The sequence below is a fragment of the Leptospira selangorensis genome, assembly GCF_004769405.1.
GTDB classification, from domain to species: domain Bacteria; phylum Spirochaetota; class Leptospiria; order Leptospirales; family Leptospiraceae; genus Leptospira_B; species Leptospira_B selangorensis.
The window spans coordinates 315948-332735 of the sequence record NZ_RQES01000005.1; the positions used below are offsets into that span (position 1 = coordinate 315948).

Below are 16788 nucleotides of genomic sequence, written 5' to 3' on the forward strand. Positions count from 1 at the left end.
ATGGAAGATAGACAAAACAGACTTTTTCTCGCGTTAATTTTATCCATGGGAGTTTGGTTCTTAGTAACCTATTACTTCAACCCGGAAGCTGGAAAACCGAAACAGCAACAGAAGACAGAACAAACTCCTGTTGAAAATAAGGAAAACGTAAAACAGGAAACTAAGGTAGAACCTAAACCTGTTGTTACGGCTACGAATCCTAAGGATGTAAAAACTTTTACATTCAAAACGGAAGCGCATATAGTTGTTCTTTCCAGTTTAGGCGGAAGGATCGAAAAATTCTATATTCGCAATTACAAGAATGTAGAAGGAACCGAGATCAACATCACCAGAGCTGATTTCCAAGAGATTGAAGTAGAAGGTGAGAAGATCAAGGCGATCGAACTTTCCAGAGGAAAAGGTTTCGATTTCAACTTCTCTCATAGAAAAGAAGATGTAGCCGCTTCCGAATGGAACCATCTGAATTTTAAAGCAGAAGAAAACAAAGAAGATCAAAGTATTACATTCACTGCGACAGAGAAAGGTGTTCTACTTAAAAAAGTATTTAGATTCTTCCCTCACGAAAATTATTTCAAAACAGAGATCTCCATCACCAACCTTGGAAAAGATAAACTCTTTTTTGGGGATCGCGAAAAACCCGCTTACTTAAGAACTTTCGGAAGTTTGGGACCTCTTCCATTAGAAAGAGAAGCAAACACTCAGGAATTGTCTAAATTCTTCCGTGTATATAGAATGGACGGAAGCGAAAAAGACTTTGCTGACGGCGGGGATGCTTGGGGATTCTGGGAAGGAATTCGTAACTTCATCTTCGGACATCCGAACGGAAACGAATTTTATAAGGAAGTTTGGAGCAGCGGAGAAGGTGTCGACTATATCGGTTCCGGTAGCCGTTACTTCTTGGCAGCAGCTGATACTTTGAATCATCCTGCAGAAGGAATTCTTTTAGATAACAGAAAGAAGAACGAAACAGGAACTATCTTAGCTTATTCTAATATCACTTTAGATCCAGGGAAAGAAGAAACTCTGGAATTTGCAAACTATGTAGGTATCAGGGAATGGGACGGGATGTTATTTAGAGATCCTAAATTGGATCCTTTCAAAAATCCTAAGTCCACTTTTATAGGTTTAAGTGCCGACCTAAACAAATCATTCAACCAAGGTATTTTCACTCCGATCCGAAACGGTATCGTTTGGTTTTTACAACAATCCTATAAATATACCATTCCAAGTTATGGTTTCGGTATTCTACTCTTTGCGTTAGTATTCAAATTAGTCTTCTATCCTCTTAACCAAAAACAGGCAGAGGCAATGAAGAAGATGAGCGCACTTTCTCCTGAACTTAAAAAGTTAAATGAGAAGTATGCTAACGATCCGGCAAAAAAACAAGAGAAGATGTTGGAGTTATACAAAAAGCATAATATGAATCCACTCTCTCAATTGGGCGGATGTCTTCCTATGCTGATCCAACTTCCTATCTTCTTCGCATTATACGTTGCGTTTGCAGATACGATCGATCTTTGGAAGTCTCCATTCCTTTGGATCTCAGATTTGAGCGAGCCTGATTTTATCTGGACTTCTCCAGCAATCCCTTATCTCGCAGCAGCCGGACTTTCTATTAATTTACTAGTATTATTGATGGTCGGAACTCAGTTCCTTTCTATGAAACTGACTTCAGTGCAAACTGATCCGAACCAAAAAATGATGATGTATTTAATGCCGGTGATGATGGTGTTCTTCCTTTGGAGTATGCCATCCGGACTGACATTGTATTGGACTGTGACTAACGTCCTTTCCATTGCTCAACAGTGGGTAACCAATATTCGTAAGAAAGACGAAACCCCTGTAAAAGTGTGAATTCATATATCGAGGATACGATATGGAAAACTATATTTTCGAAGCCGAAGGAAAAACAAAAGCCGAGGCTGAAGAGATCGCGTTAGAAACCTTAAGACTAGAACCCGGAGACATTCGTTTTGAAACTGTCGAATCCGGTAAGTCTGGATTTTTAGGTTTAACACAAAAAAAACCGGCAGTAGTTCGAGCATTTGTTACGAACTTCGATATTCCGGCTGAAAAGATCATCCACGGAGTAGTACTTACACTTCTCCGCAAGATGGGAGTAGAAGCGGAAGTTGTCGGAATGGGAGATGTGGATGGAAAGATCTATATTGAACTTACCAGCCGCGAATCCGGACTGATTATCGGAAAGAGAGGAGCTACTTTAGACGCCCTTCAATTTTTGGTAAACCTGATGGTAGATTCAAAAATCCGTCACGGTCGTAAGATCGTATTGGATACTGAATCTTATAGAGACAAAAGAGAACTGTCCTTGATCAGATTGAGCAAGTCAGTAGCTTCTTCTGTAGCAAAATCAGGTAAGTCCAAATTACTTGAGCCAATGAATCCTTTCGAAAGAAGGATCGTTCACATGGCTCTTCAAGAGAACGAAAAAGTTTTCACCAGATCGGAAGGAAATGGAACTTACAAAAAAGTTCGTATCATTCCGATGAAAGACAGACACAAGTACAAAGACGTCGTCGAAAAAAGCCCTAACGGGGACTTACTCGAGGAAGTAAACGACTACTGATCAGTCGTGGCTGATACGATAGCAGCTATCTCCACAGCTTCCGGGGCCGGTGCCATTGGCATTCTCAGGTTATCCGGACCGGAAGCACTTCCTATCGCTTATAGGCATTTATCCTTTTTTGAGGGAGCCCTTCCTCTTTCTTCTATCAAACCTCGTAATGCATATACCTGTCGTTTTGTAGATGGGGAGAAAAAATTAGACCAAGTAGTTTTTATCTATTTCGCAGGACCGAATTCTTTTACGGGAGAGGATCTTTGCGAGATACACACTCACGGAAATCCTATCTTACTCAGAGAAGCTTTAGAATGTTTGTTTCGTTCCGGAGCAAGGCCAGCCAAACAAGGCGAATTCACTAAAAGAGCATTCTTAAATGGTAAAATAGATCTGAATGAAGCGGAAGCGATCGGAAGAATTATAGGCGCTCGTTCTAGATTCGAATTGGAATTGGCCCAAAAAAATGCATTCGGAGAAATTTCCAGACTCGCTTCGAATCTTAGAAGCCAATTGATCTCTCTGAAAGCGGAATGCGAAGCTGAGATCGATTTTTCCACAGAAGATCTTACCTTCGAATCCCTTGAAGAAAGAAAAAAAAGAATTCGTTCTATTTCAGATATTTGTTCCAACCTCCTAAAAAGATCCAGCGATACAGAAACTCTCTTGGAAAGAAGCAGAGTTGTTCTGTACGGAGAACCGAATACGGGCAAGTCTAGTTTGATGAACCTGATCCTGGGAAGAGATCGTTCTATTATTTCTGAAATTCCTGGAACTACTCGAGATTATATCAGTGAGGATTTTTTGCTTTCCGGAGTTCCAATCAGACTCATCGATACCGCAGGTGTTCGAGAGACCGGCGATAAGATAGAGAAGATGGGAATTGAAAGAAGTGAGAAGGAGTTCTCCCAAGCGGACGTAAGACTTTTTGTGATAGATGTCTCTCAAAAGAATGATTGGGACAAGTTTGCAGAAGAGAACAGATCCAAACTAGAAGGCGCCATAGTTGCAGCAAATAAATCAGATATAAGGGACCAGAGCTGGGATTCTCAATTTATCTTAAAGAAAAATTATCCTGGAACAGTCTTGGTCGAAGTTTCCTGTAAATCGAAACAAGGATTGGATACTTTGGTTTCTGAAATTTCCACAAAACTGCAAGGTTTGGAAAGTTCTGAAGATTATGTCCTTTTGGAAGAAAGGAACAGATTTCATTTTTCTTCTATCACTCGAAGCCTGGAAAACTGTCTGACTTTAATAGAAGAAGGCGCCCCGGCTGAGATTTACATCAAAGAAATAGATTCCGCATTGGAACAAATCGGAGAAGTAAATGGAAGAGTGGACACCGAAGAAATTTTAGGAAGAATTTTTAGTAAATTCTGCGTTGGGAAATAAGCTCTTTCAGAAATAGAATAGAACCTAGGCCCGATCGTCGAAAAATTGGTTTTATCGTTATGAGAGAAAAATCCCTCGAATATCATTCCCTTCATCCAAAGGGTAAAATACAAGTTGTTCCGACAAAGCCGACTAAAGATTCATTCGACTTATCCTTAGCATACTCACCGGGAGTTGCTTACCCTTGTCTGGAAATTAAAGAAAATCCGGATCTGGTGTATGAATACACCAATAAAGGAAACCTGGTCGGAATTATCACTAATGGAACCGCAATTTTAGGTCTGGGAGATATCGGACCTGCCGCAGGAAAACCTGTGATGGAAGGTAAGGCGGTACTTTTCAAAAAATTCGCAGGGATAGACGTTTTTGACATAGAAGTCGATGCGAAAGATCCGGATGATTTTATAAAAGCAGTCAAAATGCTTGAGCCTACTTTCGGCGGGATCAACCTAGAAGATATTAAGGCTCCTGAAAGTTTTTATATAGAAGAAGAACTCATCAAAGCGATGAATATCCCTGTTTTTCATGATGATCAACATGGGACAGCGATCATCACCGTTGCAGGATTGTTGAATGCGTTCGAGATCAATAAAAAACGTCCGAGCGATGTAAAGATGGTGGTCTGTGGAGCTGGAGCTGCAGGGATCGCGATCGCAGAATTAGTCCAACATATCGGTATCCGAAAAGAACATATTTTCTTAGTGGATACAAAAGGTGTGATCCATACCGAAAGAACCGATCTAAATTCTACCAAACAAAAATACGTTCAGAAGACTAACGCTCGAACTCTTGCAGACGTTATGCAAGATGCGGATATTTTTGTGGGTGTTTCCGTAGCCGATATGGTAACCGAAGACATGGTAAAATCCATGGCTCCGAACCCGGTTATCTTTGCTTTGGCAAATCCAGATCCTGAAATTCCGTATGCGGTAGCTAAAAAGGTTCGTCCTGATATTATTATGGGAACTGGAAGAAGCGATATGCCGAACCAGGTGAATAACGTATTAGGTTTCCCGTTTATTTTCAGAGGAGCTTTGGACGTAAGAGCTAAACATATCACTCTGGAAATGAAATTAGCTGCGGCTCGTGCTTTGGCAGAACTCGCTAGGATGGAAGTTCCGGATGCGGTTAGTCTTGCGTATGGCGGAGAAAAATTCGTATTCGGTCCTGATTATCTGATCCCAAAACCTTTTGACCAAAGGGTATTATATCATGTGGCTCCGGCAGTTGCGGAAGCTGCAGTCCAAAGTGGAACAGCAAGAAGACCTTATCCCGGACGGGAAAATTACGTTTCCTTCTTAGAAGGTTTGATGAGGTCTTAAAACCGGGAATCTTCAGAATTTGGCGTCTAAACCCTTAGAACTTGCTCAAGAAAGCATGTGTTTGTTTCCGAAAATATTATACTAGCTCAGCTTAGAACAAAAAGCTAAATCAAGATCGGAGCAAAAGGGAAGAATTTATGCCCGAAATGGAAAATAATTCCACGCCCCCGGCTTCGAATCCACTCTCGGAAGAGGGTGTAATTCCGGTAGATCGTGTCGATCTGATCCCGGAAGAGGAACTTCGTAATCTTCTTCTCCAAACAACTCCCAAAGCGATGAGGGATTTGGATCTAATTGAGAAGGGAGTAGAGAACTTCTTCTTATTCAATTATTCTCCTTTCGCTCTCGCAAAATTCGAGCAGTTACAATTCTTAAAACCTGCGGATCTAAAATATTTCGAAGATAAGAACGGATTCGTTCTCTATCAATATCTATTCGTTTCGGAAGAAACAAAAGAATTAGGATTAGCTAATGTAGCTATTCGTCCGGCTTCCAGAAGAGCGGACCAGATCCAAAAGATCAAATCCGCTTGTTTGGCTCAGTCTGCGGCTGCGTTTTTACAATTCATTGTCCGAAGAGATATCAATCTAGCGGATAGAAGGTCTGCCGGAGAGTTAAGGGACTGGGTAATCAGACAATATCTGAATACCGATGAGAAAGGAAATCTTTTGGATTTCCAAGATTCCAGAAATCTTCCATATTCTATGAGGAATGTTAAAACTCTTTCTGTAGAATCCTTTCTGCAAAGGAATTTTAAGATCAGAGAAGATATACTAACTTCTTTAATTTCTCTTTTGAGCAAAAAACCGAACGAGATCGTAGCCTTTTTATCTCAGATCAAAGCAGTTCCGGATGCGTTGCTTGCATTAGAAAAAAGAGGGAACCGCTCTCCTTTATTAAGACTTCATTTGGAATTTCATGTTATCCAACCTTCTTTAGAAGAACTTGTAGGTGAAATTTCTGTTGATACTAAAAAACCGAATGCAAACGAAGAGACTGAGTTAGAGATCATTTTCGAATTATTCATAGGTTTGTCTAGAAAGATCTTAATTTCGCTCCTTCCCGGAGAACAGGCTGGGTGGATCAAAGCGTCCGGTACGGAACAAGGTGTGGACTATTTAAGAGAATTATCCAAACACCCGGCGTTTACTTCGGGAAAAACTTGGGAAGGCTCGGATATATTCTTACAAGCTTTCGATATATTATTAAGTTCAATGTCTTCTCTTTCTAGTTTGAGAAAAGAATCTCTGATTAATTTAGCTTTTAGTGATATAGTAATTCGTATTAGAGAATCTAAAGAACCGCTTGTTGTGGACGCAGGCGCTTTAAAGATCAAAGACTCATCTATCCAAGCAGCAGGCCTTACTAAAACGGAAGTTTTGAGTCAGGTACTGGAAAGATTCAAAACTCGAAATGATATTCTTACCAGAGAAAAAGTGACAGGTGCAGGTCCCGGTATAGTGGCGCTCGCTTTAGAAAATGTGGTTTCTTCTTTCTTAACGAATAAGGAAAGAAGGACCTCTATCCACACTTTGATCCGTAAAAACGGACAGCCTAAAGGAATTTACGCTTTTTTAAAGGATGTCACTGAAGGTGTGGATTCCGAACTAGTGATAGATGATCAGATCCGACTTTCTAAAGCGATTGCTGATTGGGAAAAAGAAACTGAAAAACAAAGACTGAAAGCGATCCAGGATTCAAAGTCTATCTTGGTAAAACTTTTGGAATGGTTACTTGGTTTGTTCGGTGTGAATATTTCTCCTTCTCCTAAAAAAGACATAGAGCCTGCAGACGAATTCCAATCTTCCAAACAGACTAAGAAATCCCAAACTAGCGGACCTTCTGCGGAGCCCGAAAAGGAAGCTCCTAAAAAGAAAAAGTCTTTGGGCGTATTAATGGGCCCTAAAGAGAAATCTACTTTGATCCCAGCTAAGGTTCAGAAAGCGATAGATTACGTGGACCGTAAAAATAACGGAATAATCTGGCTGGATGAAGTAGTGAATGCTAGTTCTTCTCCGGAATTCGGAAAAGACAAAGTAGCCGACCTTATGTATTATGACCAGAAGCGGAGATATATCGAGATTCGCTCCATGAATTCTATCCGGCATGTATTTATACGGAAAGAGTTGGAATCCGATTCCGCCTGGTTGGATTCTACCTTGGAATATTTGGAGAATGTCACCGCCAAAAAACCGGAGTTTGCAGCCCTAGCGGATACTCTTCGCAAATTCCGAGACGAGTGATCACTCCAAGTTCTGATTAGGACATTCGTTCCGATCCCGGAAAATCCAACCCGATCAATTCATTACTATTGAACGGAGGATTCATGAAAACTAGAATCGAAACCGACTCCATGGGAGAAATCCAGGTAGACGATTCCAAATACTGGGGTGCTCAAACCGAAAGATCTCTTCATCACTTTCATATCGGGAACGATCGTTTCCCAAGGGAAATGATCCGTGCTCTTGGAGTTCTTAAAAAATCAGCAGCAATCGTAAATGGTCAGCTTGGTCTTTTGACTGATGAGAAAAAAAATCTGATCGTTCAAGCTGCAGACGAAGTGATTTCAGGAAAATTGGATGAACATTTTCCTCTAAGCGTTTGGCAAACAGGTTCCGGAACTCAAACTAATATGAACTCTAACGAAGTGATCTCTAATCGTGCGATTGAGATTGCAGGTGGGGTAAAAGGTTCTAAAAAACCAGTCCATCCGAATGATGATGTAAATAAGGCTCAATCTTCTAACGATACTTTCCCAACAGCTATGCATATTGCTGCTGCGGAACAATTAGTGAATAAACTTTTGCCCGCATTAGAACAATTGAAGAATACTCTAAAGAAGAAGTCTGAAGAGTTCAAAGATATCATCAAAATCGGAAGAACTCACTTACAGGACGCGACTCCTTTAACTCTTGGCCAAGAATTCTCCGGTTACGTAAAACAACTAGAGTATAATATTGAAAGAGTGAAGTCCGTTCTTCCTTCCGTATACAGATTAGCTTTAGGTGGAACTGCAGTTGGAACAGGATTGAACACTCATCCTGAATTTGCCGTAAAAGCTGCAGCTCAGATCGCTAAAGAAACCGGACTTCCTTTTACTTCTGCGGAGAATAAATTCGAGGCTTTAGCCGCTCATGATTCTTTGGTAGAAACTCATGGAGTTCTAAAAACGATCGCTGCTTCTTTTATGAAGATTGCAAATGATGTGAGATGGTTATCTTCCGGTCCTAGATGTGGAATTGGTGAGATCTCTATCCCGGAGAATGAGCCAGGCTCTTCTATCATGCCGGGAAAAGTGAACCCTACTCAGTCAGAACAAATGACTATGGTAGCCTCTCAGGTGATCGCGAATGATGTGGCTGTGAATATAGGTGGTGCTTCCGGAAACTTCGAACTGAACGTTTTCAAACCTTTGATCATTCATAATGTTCTGAATTCTATCCGTCTATTAGCCGACTCTGCAGTTTCTTTCGAAGAACATTGTGCAAGAGGGATCGAGCCTAATAAGGAGAACATCAAAGAACATTTGAAGAATAGTTTGATGCTTGTGACTGCGTTAAATCCGCATATCGGTTATGATAATGCGGCTAAGATCGCTAAGAATGCTCACAAGAAAGGAACTAGTCTGAAAGAATCCGGGATTGAACTTGGCTTATTGACTTCCGAGCAATTTGATCAATGGGTTCTTCCGGAAAAAATGATCTCCCCAAGTGTAGATTGATCCCTTCTAAAAGATCTAAAAACCGTATAGGTATAAAAAAAGGCAGTGTGAAAACACTGCCTTTTTAGTTCGGATCGAAACCCTACTGATTATTGTTGTTGAACAAATTTGAAGGTTACTCTGCGGTTTTTAGGGTCTTTTGCATCCAATCCGGAAACTGGAGAAGAAGAACCAGCACTCTTTGTAACGATACGTGCTGCAGGAATTCCTTGCTTAACTAAGGATTGTTTAACCGCTTTTGCACGAATTTCTCCGTAGAAAACGTTTCCTTTTTTATCACCTTCTGCTTCTTCAGGTCCTACTTGGTCAGTGTGACCAGTGATCTCTAATGCCCAAGAATCAGGAAGTTTAGAAATTCCGTCTTTAAGAACAGAAATATTAACTTTTGCCCACTCGCTGAAATCTCCCGCGCTAACATCAGCTTTTTTGTAGCTGAATCCTGGACGAGTGATCCCGTCTGGATAACGGAAGTCTTTAATTTGATTATTGATAGCGTCTGCAGGAGAGTCTACGTTGACGTTACGAGAAGCTGCGGAATTTTGTTCTCCAGGCTCAGGAGCCGCTTGGTCTTTGTTGTCTGCAGAAGAGCAAAGAGCTAAGGAAAAAACCGTTGCACCGATGAGCAGGATATTGAGAATTTTTTTTACCATGTTGTATTCCTTCCTTGATTAGGGTAGGGGTTTATTTCGATGAATTTATCCAAAATATACCTATTCTCGCAAAATGGGAAATCTTTTTTAGACCTCTGTGCGAAAGGGACACGTTTTCCCTGCTTATATATTTCTTAGGAGAACTATTATGAATCTGGAACTTCATGCCGAAGTTAACGCCGACTCTGAGGGATCCAGACTCGATCGATTTTTAAAGGATTATCTAGGAGATGAGATCTCCAGAGCTTCCATACAACATTGGATCGATTCAGGTTGGGTTAAAGATGGTTCCGGAAAAATTCTACTGAAATCATCCTACAAAGTAAGTTCCGGAGAAAACTTTCATATATCAGTTCCTCCTAAACCTCCATTGAACTTAACTCCTGTAAAAATGGACATAGAAGTTTTAAAAGAAACTCCGCAGTATCTGATCATTCGTAAGCCCGCAGGTATTGCGTCTCATAGCGGTCCTGGAGATAGATCTGCTACTTTGGTTAACGGACTTCTCTACAAATTTAAGGAGCTTTCGAGTATTGGAGGAGAATCAAGGCCTGGTATCGTGCATCGTTTAGACAAACCGACGGAAGGGATCATGATTGTAGCTAAGAATGATCAAGCACATGCAAAACTTTCCGAGTTGTTTAGAAGAAGGAATATTACCAAGAAATATCTTGCCTGGGTTCAGGGCACACTTCCGGAAGGAGAAGGTACGATAGATAGGCCGATCGGGAGACATCCGATAGAAAGATTGAAGATGACTGTGACTACAAAAGGTAGAGCCTCAGTTACTCATTACAGGATCTTAAAAACTGCGGTTTCCAAAAACGGTAGAAAGTTCTCTTTAATCGAAGCTGATTTGGAGACAGGAAGAACTCATCAGATTAGAGTCCATTTTCAGAGCTTAAGATGCCCTGTGGTTGGGGACCTTCTTTATTCTAGAAATGCCGCACTTTTTGAGAACTACGGACTTTTACTTCTTTCTTATTGGTTAGAATTCAAGGATCCTTTTACAGGGGCAGAAGTGCAGATCGTTTTAGATCCTCCCGAAAGATTCGAAAATTTCGAAAGTAATTTGGAGAATTTTTAACAGAATTCGGATCGTATATAATAAGTAATACTTATGGAAGAAGATAAGATAGAAAAGATCAAACAAGGTTTTTGGCCTAAGGTGAAGAAGGTTGCGGGAAAGGTTCCTTTCCTTGCGGATGCGATCGCTTTATACTATGCGATGTTGGATCCTTCTACACCCCTAAAAGCAAAACTTACGATTGCAGGTGCACTTGCTTATTTTCTTACCCCTTTTGATGCAATCCCGGATATTTTATTTGGAGCAGGTTATATAGACGACGCAGGAGTAGTCGCTGCTGTTTTAGCAGCTGCATCCATGTATGTAAAAGAAGAACATAAGAAGAAGGCGGCGGATTTTTTAGATTCCAATCCTGAGGGTACCCTGGAGAATTGAAAAACTTCTCCAATGAGCTACCAAAACGAAATCAAAATAAGATACCAACATTTCCTCAACTTCGTCCCTACTATTTCGGAGTTCCTGAAAAAAACTCACGAAAGAGAAGATCTACAAATTTCCTTTAAAGGGAATATAGAATCGGACTTAGTCACGATCGCAGACAAGGGTTCCGAAGAATTGATCGTCTCCGAGATCAGAAAAGCATTCCCGAATGATCATATCTTAGGAGAAGAAGGAAGTAACTACGAAGGAAATTCACAATTCAAATGGATCATAGATCCTTTGGATGGAACCGTAAATTATTCTCATCGTATTCCTCTCTATTGCTGTTGTATAGGATTAGAAGATCTAGAAAATAAATCCGCAGTGATGGGTATCGTTCCTATGCCGGCATTAGGACATGTATACCACGCAATGTTGGGCGAAGGTGCGTTCAAAGATAAAACTCCTATCAAAGTAACCGAAACCAAAGAGATCAAAAAAGCTCTTCTTTGCACAGGTTTTCCTTATGATAGAGAAGAGAAGATAGAACAACTCATGTTCAATTTGAAAAAATTCATCTTAAGATCCAGAGGTGTGAGAAGGACTGGATCCGCAGGTTTAGATATTTGCTGGGTGGCCGAAGGTAAGTTCGATGCATTCTGGGAAGAAGATCTAAAACCTTGGGATATGACTGCAGCAGCAGCTATTCTTCAGGAGGCAGGCGGCAAGTTAAGCACTTATGCGAACAATACATTTCATCCGTATGTGACCAGTCTAATTGCGTCTAACGGAGTATTGCATGAAAAAATGGTCGAGATCTTGCAGGAGTATTTAGATATATGAGTTGGGTTTTATTGGTATTAGCAGGATTTTTCGAAGTAGGATTTACTACTTGTATGAAATTATCCGACGGTTTTAAGGACTGGAGATATGCTCTCGGGTTCTTTGTATTCGCCGTTTTAAGTTTTTACTTTCTGAACAAGGCAACTCAGAATATTTCTCTTGGAACTGCGTATGCAGTTTGGACCGGAATTGGTGCTGCAGGAACCGTGATCATCGGAATTCTTTCCTTCGGAGATTCTATCAATACTTGGAGGATCTTTTTCCTTTCTACTTTGATATTATCGGTGATCGGATTGAAGTTTTTAGGCGGGGACTAAATTTTACTCGGAGTATCTTCTTCTGATACATCTTTCTACGATATGGGCGATCTTTTTTTCCACGATATCAGGATTGAAGTTCGCTTGAACGTATCTTTTACCGTTTAAGCCCATCTCTTCTCTTTCTCTGCTATGATTTACTAAGTATTCTGCAACTGCACAAAAGCTGTCTAGATCCGAATAATATAAACCACCATTACTTCTGAGACAATGTCCTCTCAGAACATCTGATCTTCCGTTAACTAAGACTGCCTTTTTGCGGATCCAAGCCTCCATGATAATAATGGAAAAACTTTCCATAGGAGAAGGGTTGATCAGGATATCTGAAGAACGGATGATCTCGTCCTTTGCCTCTTCACTTACGAAACCTAAAGGAGATACATGAGAAAACTTTGATATTCTTTGTAGAAGTTTGGAATCTCCTCTTCCTGCCAGAAGCAATTTGTCGTTTCGGCCGCTTCTTTTTTGCCATTCGGAAAAGTATTGGGCCATTTCCAATACTCCTTTTCCTTCATCTATCCTGCCCACATACAAGAACTGGAATGAGTCTTGGGGATTTTTTTTCTCAGGCGTTCTCTTCTCCGTTTCTTCCGGAATTTCCAAATGCATTCCGATCACATTTCCAAGGCTTGGCTCGTATCCGTATAATTTATGAAACAGATCTTTTTCTTCGGGAGTATTGAAACAATAAGCCGAGTCGTCTTTGAATAGATTGGAATATACGGATAATTTTGCGGGAGGTTCGTCATGCAATGTGGGAATTACAACAGACTTCTTTGCGACTAAAGGAAGTCCATAAACCATAGGGTAATATAAATAAGAAACGAAGACGAATACATCGTAATCCCTTTCGTTTGTCTCAATGTATTGGATCAAGTCGGGGCAATAAGGGCCTTGCATATCGACCCATATCCTTTCTTTTTCTTCTTGGGAACTTATACTTTTTCCCGGTTCGGAATTTCGGAATAGTTTGTCCGAAAATCTATTAAATTTAGAGATATTCCTTTCTTTATCTACGGAAAATCTTAAAACTCGGATCCTGTTTCCAGGCTCAGGTTCTATCCATTCTCTACTCACCTTCTTCTCCAAATCTTTTCCGAGAAGCACAGGTTCTAAGTCTTTAATCGGGATTTGGTTTTTCCAAGTGATATAATCGAGGGAGCGACTCGCAAGAACGGTAACCTCGTAAAACTTGGATAATATTAGAGTATATTGATAGATTAATTTTTCGGAACCACCTGAGATATGATCCGAAAAAATTGGAGTAACTACGGCTAATCTTCTACGAGAGTCTAGCAAGGACCGGCCTCAATACTGTTTCTGCGTTGATCTGTGAAAAGGAAGATAATCGTCTTTGTTGGGTCTCAAGTATTAAGTCTTTCCAGCCTCGATCTGTAACCATCTTGTGGGCGAGTTCCACGATCATATCCATTCTTTTTTCTTTGAATAAGATCCCGGCACCGGAAAGAGTTTCCCCTACCGCGCCACCATCGAATGCAAGGATCGGAATATTATGCACCATCGCTTCCAATAACGGAACACAAAAACCTTCGTGCTCGCTCATGGACAAGAAAAGATCGCAGTTCAAATACATAGATTTCAATTCTTCGTCGGATAAAAAATCAGTGATGATCACATTCTTTCTCAATTTATAAAAATCGAGCATACGTTCCAATTCTTCTCTATATAGATACAATTCTTTGGAACTGAAACCTACCATAAAAAGTTGGAACTCAGGACCATATGCCTTGAGGTAATGGAATGCAAATCGGATGAGATCATCTTGCTTTTTGTTCGGAGCAATCCTTCCTACAAATAAGAAACGGGGAATATTGGGTCTATTCTTAGGAAAATTTTCCTTAGGACTTTGTCTTCCTTGCGGAAGTTGGTAAGTGATTGGAAGAACATCCACATTTTCGAAACCCAGATCCACAAGCTCCGACTTATTGTATTCCGAAACAGCAAATACCTTATCGAATTTGTTTCTTAAAGATTCTAATTCCTCTCTTCCTTTGCGGAGAAGATACGTAAGCTTTAGATCATATTTTTCGAAAAAATGACCCGGAGTTACATTATGATATATTAGGACTTTAGAATTCTTCGGTTTTATAACAGTTTCCAAAACATCCGAATGGATAGAATGGTGATAAACTATAATATCTTTGCTATTGGAAGAATATGCCTTATATTTTTTTACAAATGCATCCGTTCCTGGGCCGGTATTTTCCGCATAAATTTCGGAAGAATACCCTATCCTTTTAAAAACGGATTTTAAGGAATTCATTTCATTGGAAATTGCATCCCCCAAATTAAAACCGGCAGCGAATTGATGAACTCCTCTTTTCCTGAAGATCATGAGGCGGCCGTTTCTTTAAATGTGAATATCTGTTTTAAAACTCTTCCGTAAGGCATGGAATCATAATCCATACATACTTCTCTTCTTTTGGAAGAAGCATGAGGGCCATCCACAGGGCGCGAGGAAGATTGGGATTCTAATATAAAATGGATCCACTCTGCTAATTTTTCTAAACTGCTTATATCTTTTTTTCGAAAAAGATATCCTGCATCCTTTAACGTTTCCGGAACGGCAGTGCAAGCGTATGCAAAAACTGGAATATCATAACTCAATGCTTCTACAAGAGGGATCCCGAAACCTTCGTGTTCACTCATGCTTATATAAGCATCCATCTCTTCCCAAAATCTGGGTAGTTCGGAATCTTGGACCCCCATTCTGAATTGAACGTTTCCTCCGATCCCGAGTTCTCTTGCCATCTGCTTTAAGTTGGTAAAATAATCCTCGAAAATACTTGGAACATTTCCGATCAGTAAGATCCTGTATTTAGGTTCTATTCTTTTCAGAAAATAAGCTAAGAACAGGATATCTTCTATCTTTTTGCTTGGGACCAGTCTTCCCACATAACCGAGAGTATAACCGTTCTTACGATTTCGTTTTTCTCCCTTCCATCCGTACTTTCTAACAATCGGTAGAACGCTTGAATTTACTATGTTGAGATCTTCCAAATTAGAGGCGCTATATTTGGAGCTGGGAAGAAAACGTTCTATGGATCTTTTTAGTTTATGTAATTCTAATATGGATTTTTTATAATCCAGTTCGAAACTTCTGAATATATCCTGAGAAACGAAAGGTTTGAAAAACTTAGGAGGAGTTATATTTTGATAACGAACAAATTTTCTGCCGGGAAAAGACAGAAAAGAATCAATCGGATATCCGGAACCTCCATACTCTAAAATATGCATGGAATTCGAAGATAAACTACTTTCGTTACGAAGCTCTTCTGTTTGTAAAGTTTTGATAGAGCCGTCGCTCAGATCATTTTGGCAGACGATCTCCGTTTTGATACCGGAAGAATTTAAAACTTCTCTTAAACCTTTGATATCGTTCCCGATCCCGTCCTTATCCCTAAATTCGGAAATATGGAGATAAGCGTTCATTTTCTGAAACTAAACACCGAAAAACCGTCTCCGGCTTTGGTATCCACTATATTCTTAAAACCTAATTTTTGTAAGAACTCTCTGAATGCGGACTCACTGATCTGAGTCAGGAGGATCGGTTGAAAAGGAGAGACCATTCTATTCGAATAATTGGAATATCTAAAAATGAACTCTGTCCCACTTGAAGTTTTAGAAGCTAAGGATTTGAAAAGTTTTTCTAAAACCCAATTTGGCAAAAGACATAGATTGGTATTGGAAATAATTTTAGAAGGAAGAGGGGACTCGGGTAGAACTTCTTCAAAGGATAGAAGGGACACTGAGTTCGTTATATTTTCTTTGATATAAGAATACTGGGATTTATTCCAAGTGACAGCTTTGAATTCTATCTGCGCCTTTAAGAGTTGTTTTAGAAATTTTCCCCATTCAGGATTGATCGCAAGAACTGAATCTCCAGGATTCAATCTGGAAAGAATGAGAGTCTCACTTTCTTCTAGAGTTTCTTCTTCGTATAAAAACTCGTTGGACCAAACGAATTCGGGACTGATCTCTTTTTTAAGAGTATAATTTAGCTCTACAAACTCATTATAGAATTTTTCAAACTTACGTTTTAATTTTTCATGATCTCCTCTTAAGAGAATCAATTCATTCAAAACACTGTAGAATGCGCGAGTTCTGTTTTCAGAAAGTTTTTTATCTAGAAACGCATACAACTCGATCAGTTTGATGAACAACCAACGGATCGGGCCTCGGATGTACTTAAATTTAGGATTGGTGAACTTAGGAGGGGAGATCCCTTTTTCGAATAAATGAGCTGTTTCTGCAGCGTCAAATTCTCTGTATCCTTCAGGGGACTGAGGAGAAAACTTCCAACGAGAAAGACGTTCTAATTCTTCCTTGGAAACTGGTCTTCTGGCAAGCCTGGATTCTATTTCTTCCATGAGCTCGCGGACATTGATCGAGCTGTCCTTGATTTCTATAATATCTGAAGATCTTTCTTCCATGGGAGCCCGGACTTTTATTCGATTGTTTTTTTCTTATTCGACAAAACAATCGTATTTTTACTTC

15 protein-coding genes are annotated in these 16788 nt (G+C 40.0%); 10 read left to right on the forward strand and 5 right to left on the reverse strand.

The window, feature by feature from the left end; genetic code table 11:
* The 6 genes from yidC to fumC all read left to right on the forward strand — a co-directional run bounded on the left by yidC (position 1) and on the right by fumC (position 9013).
* The gene (gene yidC / locus EHO58_RS03090; RefSeq protein ID WP_135678556.1) at positions 1-1854 is read left to right on the forward strand and encodes a membrane protein insertase YidC; all 1854 of its coding nucleotides are present in this window, start codon (positions 1-3) and stop codon (positions 1852-1854) included.
* Positions 1855-1876: 22 nt separating this feature from the next.
* Positions 1877-2587 (forward strand): RNA-binding cell elongation regulator Jag/EloR, encoded by a 711-nt coding sequence (jag, locus tag EHO58_RS03095; RefSeq protein WP_100722502.1) that lies wholly within the window; start codon positions 1877-1879, stop codon positions 2585-2587.
* Positions 2588-2593: 6 nt separating this feature from the next.
* Positions 2594-3970 carry a tRNA uridine-5-carboxymethylaminomethyl(34) synthesis GTPase MnmE gene (gene mnmE / locus EHO58_RS03100; protein WP_135678558.1) on the forward strand — a complete coding sequence of 459 codons (1377 nt, stop codon included), beginning with the start codon at positions 2594-2596 and terminating at the stop codon, positions 3968-3970.
* 59 nt (positions 3971-4029) lie between these two features.
* Positions 4030-5292, forward strand: coding sequence for a malic enzyme-like NAD(P)-binding protein (locus EHO58_RS03105; protein ID WP_135627783.1), 1263 nt, complete (start codon positions 4030-4032; stop codon positions 5290-5292).
* 137 nt (positions 5293-5429) lie between these two features.
* A complete protein-coding gene (locus EHO58_RS03110; protein ID WP_135678560.1) occupies positions 5430-7535 on the forward strand; it encodes a hypothetical protein in 2106 nt (701 codons plus the stop codon).
* An 83-nt stretch (positions 7536-7618) separates the two neighbouring features.
* Positions 7619-9013 (forward strand): class II fumarate hydratase, encoded by a 1395-nt coding sequence (gene fumC, locus EHO58_RS03115; protein WP_135627781.1) that lies wholly within the window; start codon positions 7619-7621, stop codon positions 9011-9013.
* An 89-nt stretch (positions 9014-9102) separates the two neighbouring features.
* On the opposite strand, the gene loa22 is transcribed toward fumC, so the two are convergent.
* Positions 9103-9663, reverse strand: coding sequence for an OmpA family outer membrane lipoprotein Loa22 (gene loa22 / locus EHO58_RS03120; RefSeq protein ID WP_135627780.1), 561 nt, complete (start codon positions 9661-9663; stop codon positions 9103-9105).
* Positions 9664-9811: 148 nt separating this feature from the next.
* Here loa22 and EHO58_RS03125 point away from each other — a divergent pair, with 148 nt between their 5' ends.
* From EHO58_RS03125 to EHO58_RS03140, 4 genes are read left to right on the forward strand one after another with little or no spacing between them, the layout of a single operon-like run.
* Positions 9812-10750, forward strand: a complete 939-nt coding sequence (locus EHO58_RS03125) for an RluA family pseudouridine synthase (protein WP_135678562.1) — start codon at positions 9812-9814, stop codon at positions 10748-10750.
* Positions 10751-10783: 33 nt separating this feature from the next.
* Entirely contained in the window at positions 10784-11125 is a 342-nt protein-coding gene (locus tag EHO58_RS03130; protein ID WP_135678565.1) for a YkvA family protein, read from the forward strand.
* Between the two features lie 12 nt (positions 11126-11137).
* Positions 11138-11953 (forward strand): inositol monophosphatase family protein, encoded by an 816-nt coding sequence (locus EHO58_RS03135; protein WP_135678567.1) that lies wholly within the window; start codon positions 11138-11140, stop codon positions 11951-11953.
* Positions 11950-12270 carry a DMT family transporter gene (locus EHO58_RS03140; RefSeq protein WP_135627776.1) on the forward strand — a complete coding sequence of 107 codons (321 nt, stop codon included), beginning with the start codon at positions 11950-11952 and terminating at the stop codon, positions 12268-12270. The genes EHO58_RS03135 and EHO58_RS03140 overlap by 4 nt, the downstream gene beginning before the upstream one ends.
* Positions 12271-12273: 3 nt before the next feature.
* Here the strand turns inward: EHO58_RS03140 and EHO58_RS03145 are convergent, their stop codons facing one another.
* The 4 genes from EHO58_RS03145 to EHO58_RS03160 are packed head-to-tail and all read right to left on the reverse strand — an operon-like array spanning position 12274 to position 16724.
* Positions 12274-13569 (reverse strand): glycosyltransferase family 4 protein, encoded by a 1296-nt coding sequence (locus tag EHO58_RS03145; RefSeq protein WP_135678569.1) that lies wholly within the window; start codon positions 13567-13569, stop codon positions 12274-12276.
* Positions 13553-14626: a glycosyltransferase family 4 protein gene (locus tag EHO58_RS03150; RefSeq protein WP_135678571.1), complete on the reverse strand. Its 1074-nt coding sequence runs from the start codon at positions 14624-14626 to the stop codon at positions 13553-13555. Before EHO58_RS03150 ends, EHO58_RS03145 begins: the two co-directional genes overlap by 17 nt.
* Positions 14623-15723 carry a glycosyltransferase gene (locus EHO58_RS03155; protein WP_135627773.1) on the reverse strand — a complete coding sequence of 367 codons (1101 nt, stop codon included), beginning with the start codon at positions 15721-15723 and terminating at the stop codon, positions 14623-14625. Before EHO58_RS03155 ends, EHO58_RS03150 begins: the two co-directional genes overlap by 4 nt.
* Complete coding sequence (locus tag EHO58_RS03160; protein ID WP_135627772.1) at positions 15720-16724, reverse strand: LIC_10202 family protein; 1005 nt, start codon at positions 16722-16724, stop codon at positions 15720-15722. Before EHO58_RS03160 ends, EHO58_RS03155 begins: the two co-directional genes overlap by 4 nt.
* Positions 16725-16788: the final 64 nt, after the last annotated feature.

Coding starts and splice junctions, on each gene's coding strand:
- yidC (WP_135678556.1), top strand. CDS start 1: ATGGAAGATAGACAAAACAGACTTTTTCTCGCGTTAATTTTATCCATG.
- jag (WP_100722502.1), top strand. CDS start 1,877: ATGGAAAACTATATTTTCGAAGCCGAAGGAAAAACAAAAGCCGAGGCT.
- EHO58_RS03105 (WP_135627783.1), top strand. CDS start 4,030: ATGAGAGAAAAATCCCTCGAATATCATTCCCTTCATCCAAAGGGTAAA.
- EHO58_RS03110 (WP_135678560.1), top strand. CDS start 5,430: ATGCCCGAAATGGAAAATAATTCCACGCCCCCGGCTTCGAATCCACTC.
- fumC (WP_135627781.1), top strand. CDS start 7,619: ATGAAAACTAGAATCGAAACCGACTCCATGGGAGAAATCCAGGTAGAC.
- loa22 (WP_135627780.1), bottom strand. CDS start 9,663: ATGGTAAAAAAAATTCTCAATATCCTGCTCATCGGTGCAACGGTTTTT.
- EHO58_RS03125 (WP_135678562.1), top strand. CDS start 9,812: ATGAATCTGGAACTTCATGCCGAAGTTAACGCCGACTCTGAGGGATCC.
- EHO58_RS03130 (WP_135678565.1), top strand. CDS start 10,784: ATGGAAGAAGATAAGATAGAAAAGATCAAACAAGGTTTTTGGCCTAAG.
- EHO58_RS03135 (WP_135678567.1), top strand. CDS start 11,138: ATGAGCTACCAAAACGAAATCAAAATAAGATACCAACATTTCCTCAAC.
- EHO58_RS03140 (WP_135627776.1), top strand. CDS start 11,950: ATGAGTTGGGTTTTATTGGTATTAGCAGGATTTTTCGAAGTAGGATTT.
- EHO58_RS03150 (WP_135678571.1), bottom strand. CDS start 14,626: ATGATCTTCAGGAAAAGAGGAGTTCATCAATTCGCTGCCGGTTTTAAT.
- EHO58_RS03155 (WP_135627773.1), bottom strand. CDS start 15,723: ATGAACGCTTATCTCCATATTTCCGAATTTAGGGATAAGGACGGGATC.
- EHO58_RS03160 (WP_135627772.1), bottom strand. CDS start 16,724: ATGGAAGAAAGATCTTCAGATATTATAGAAATCAAGGACAGCTCGATC.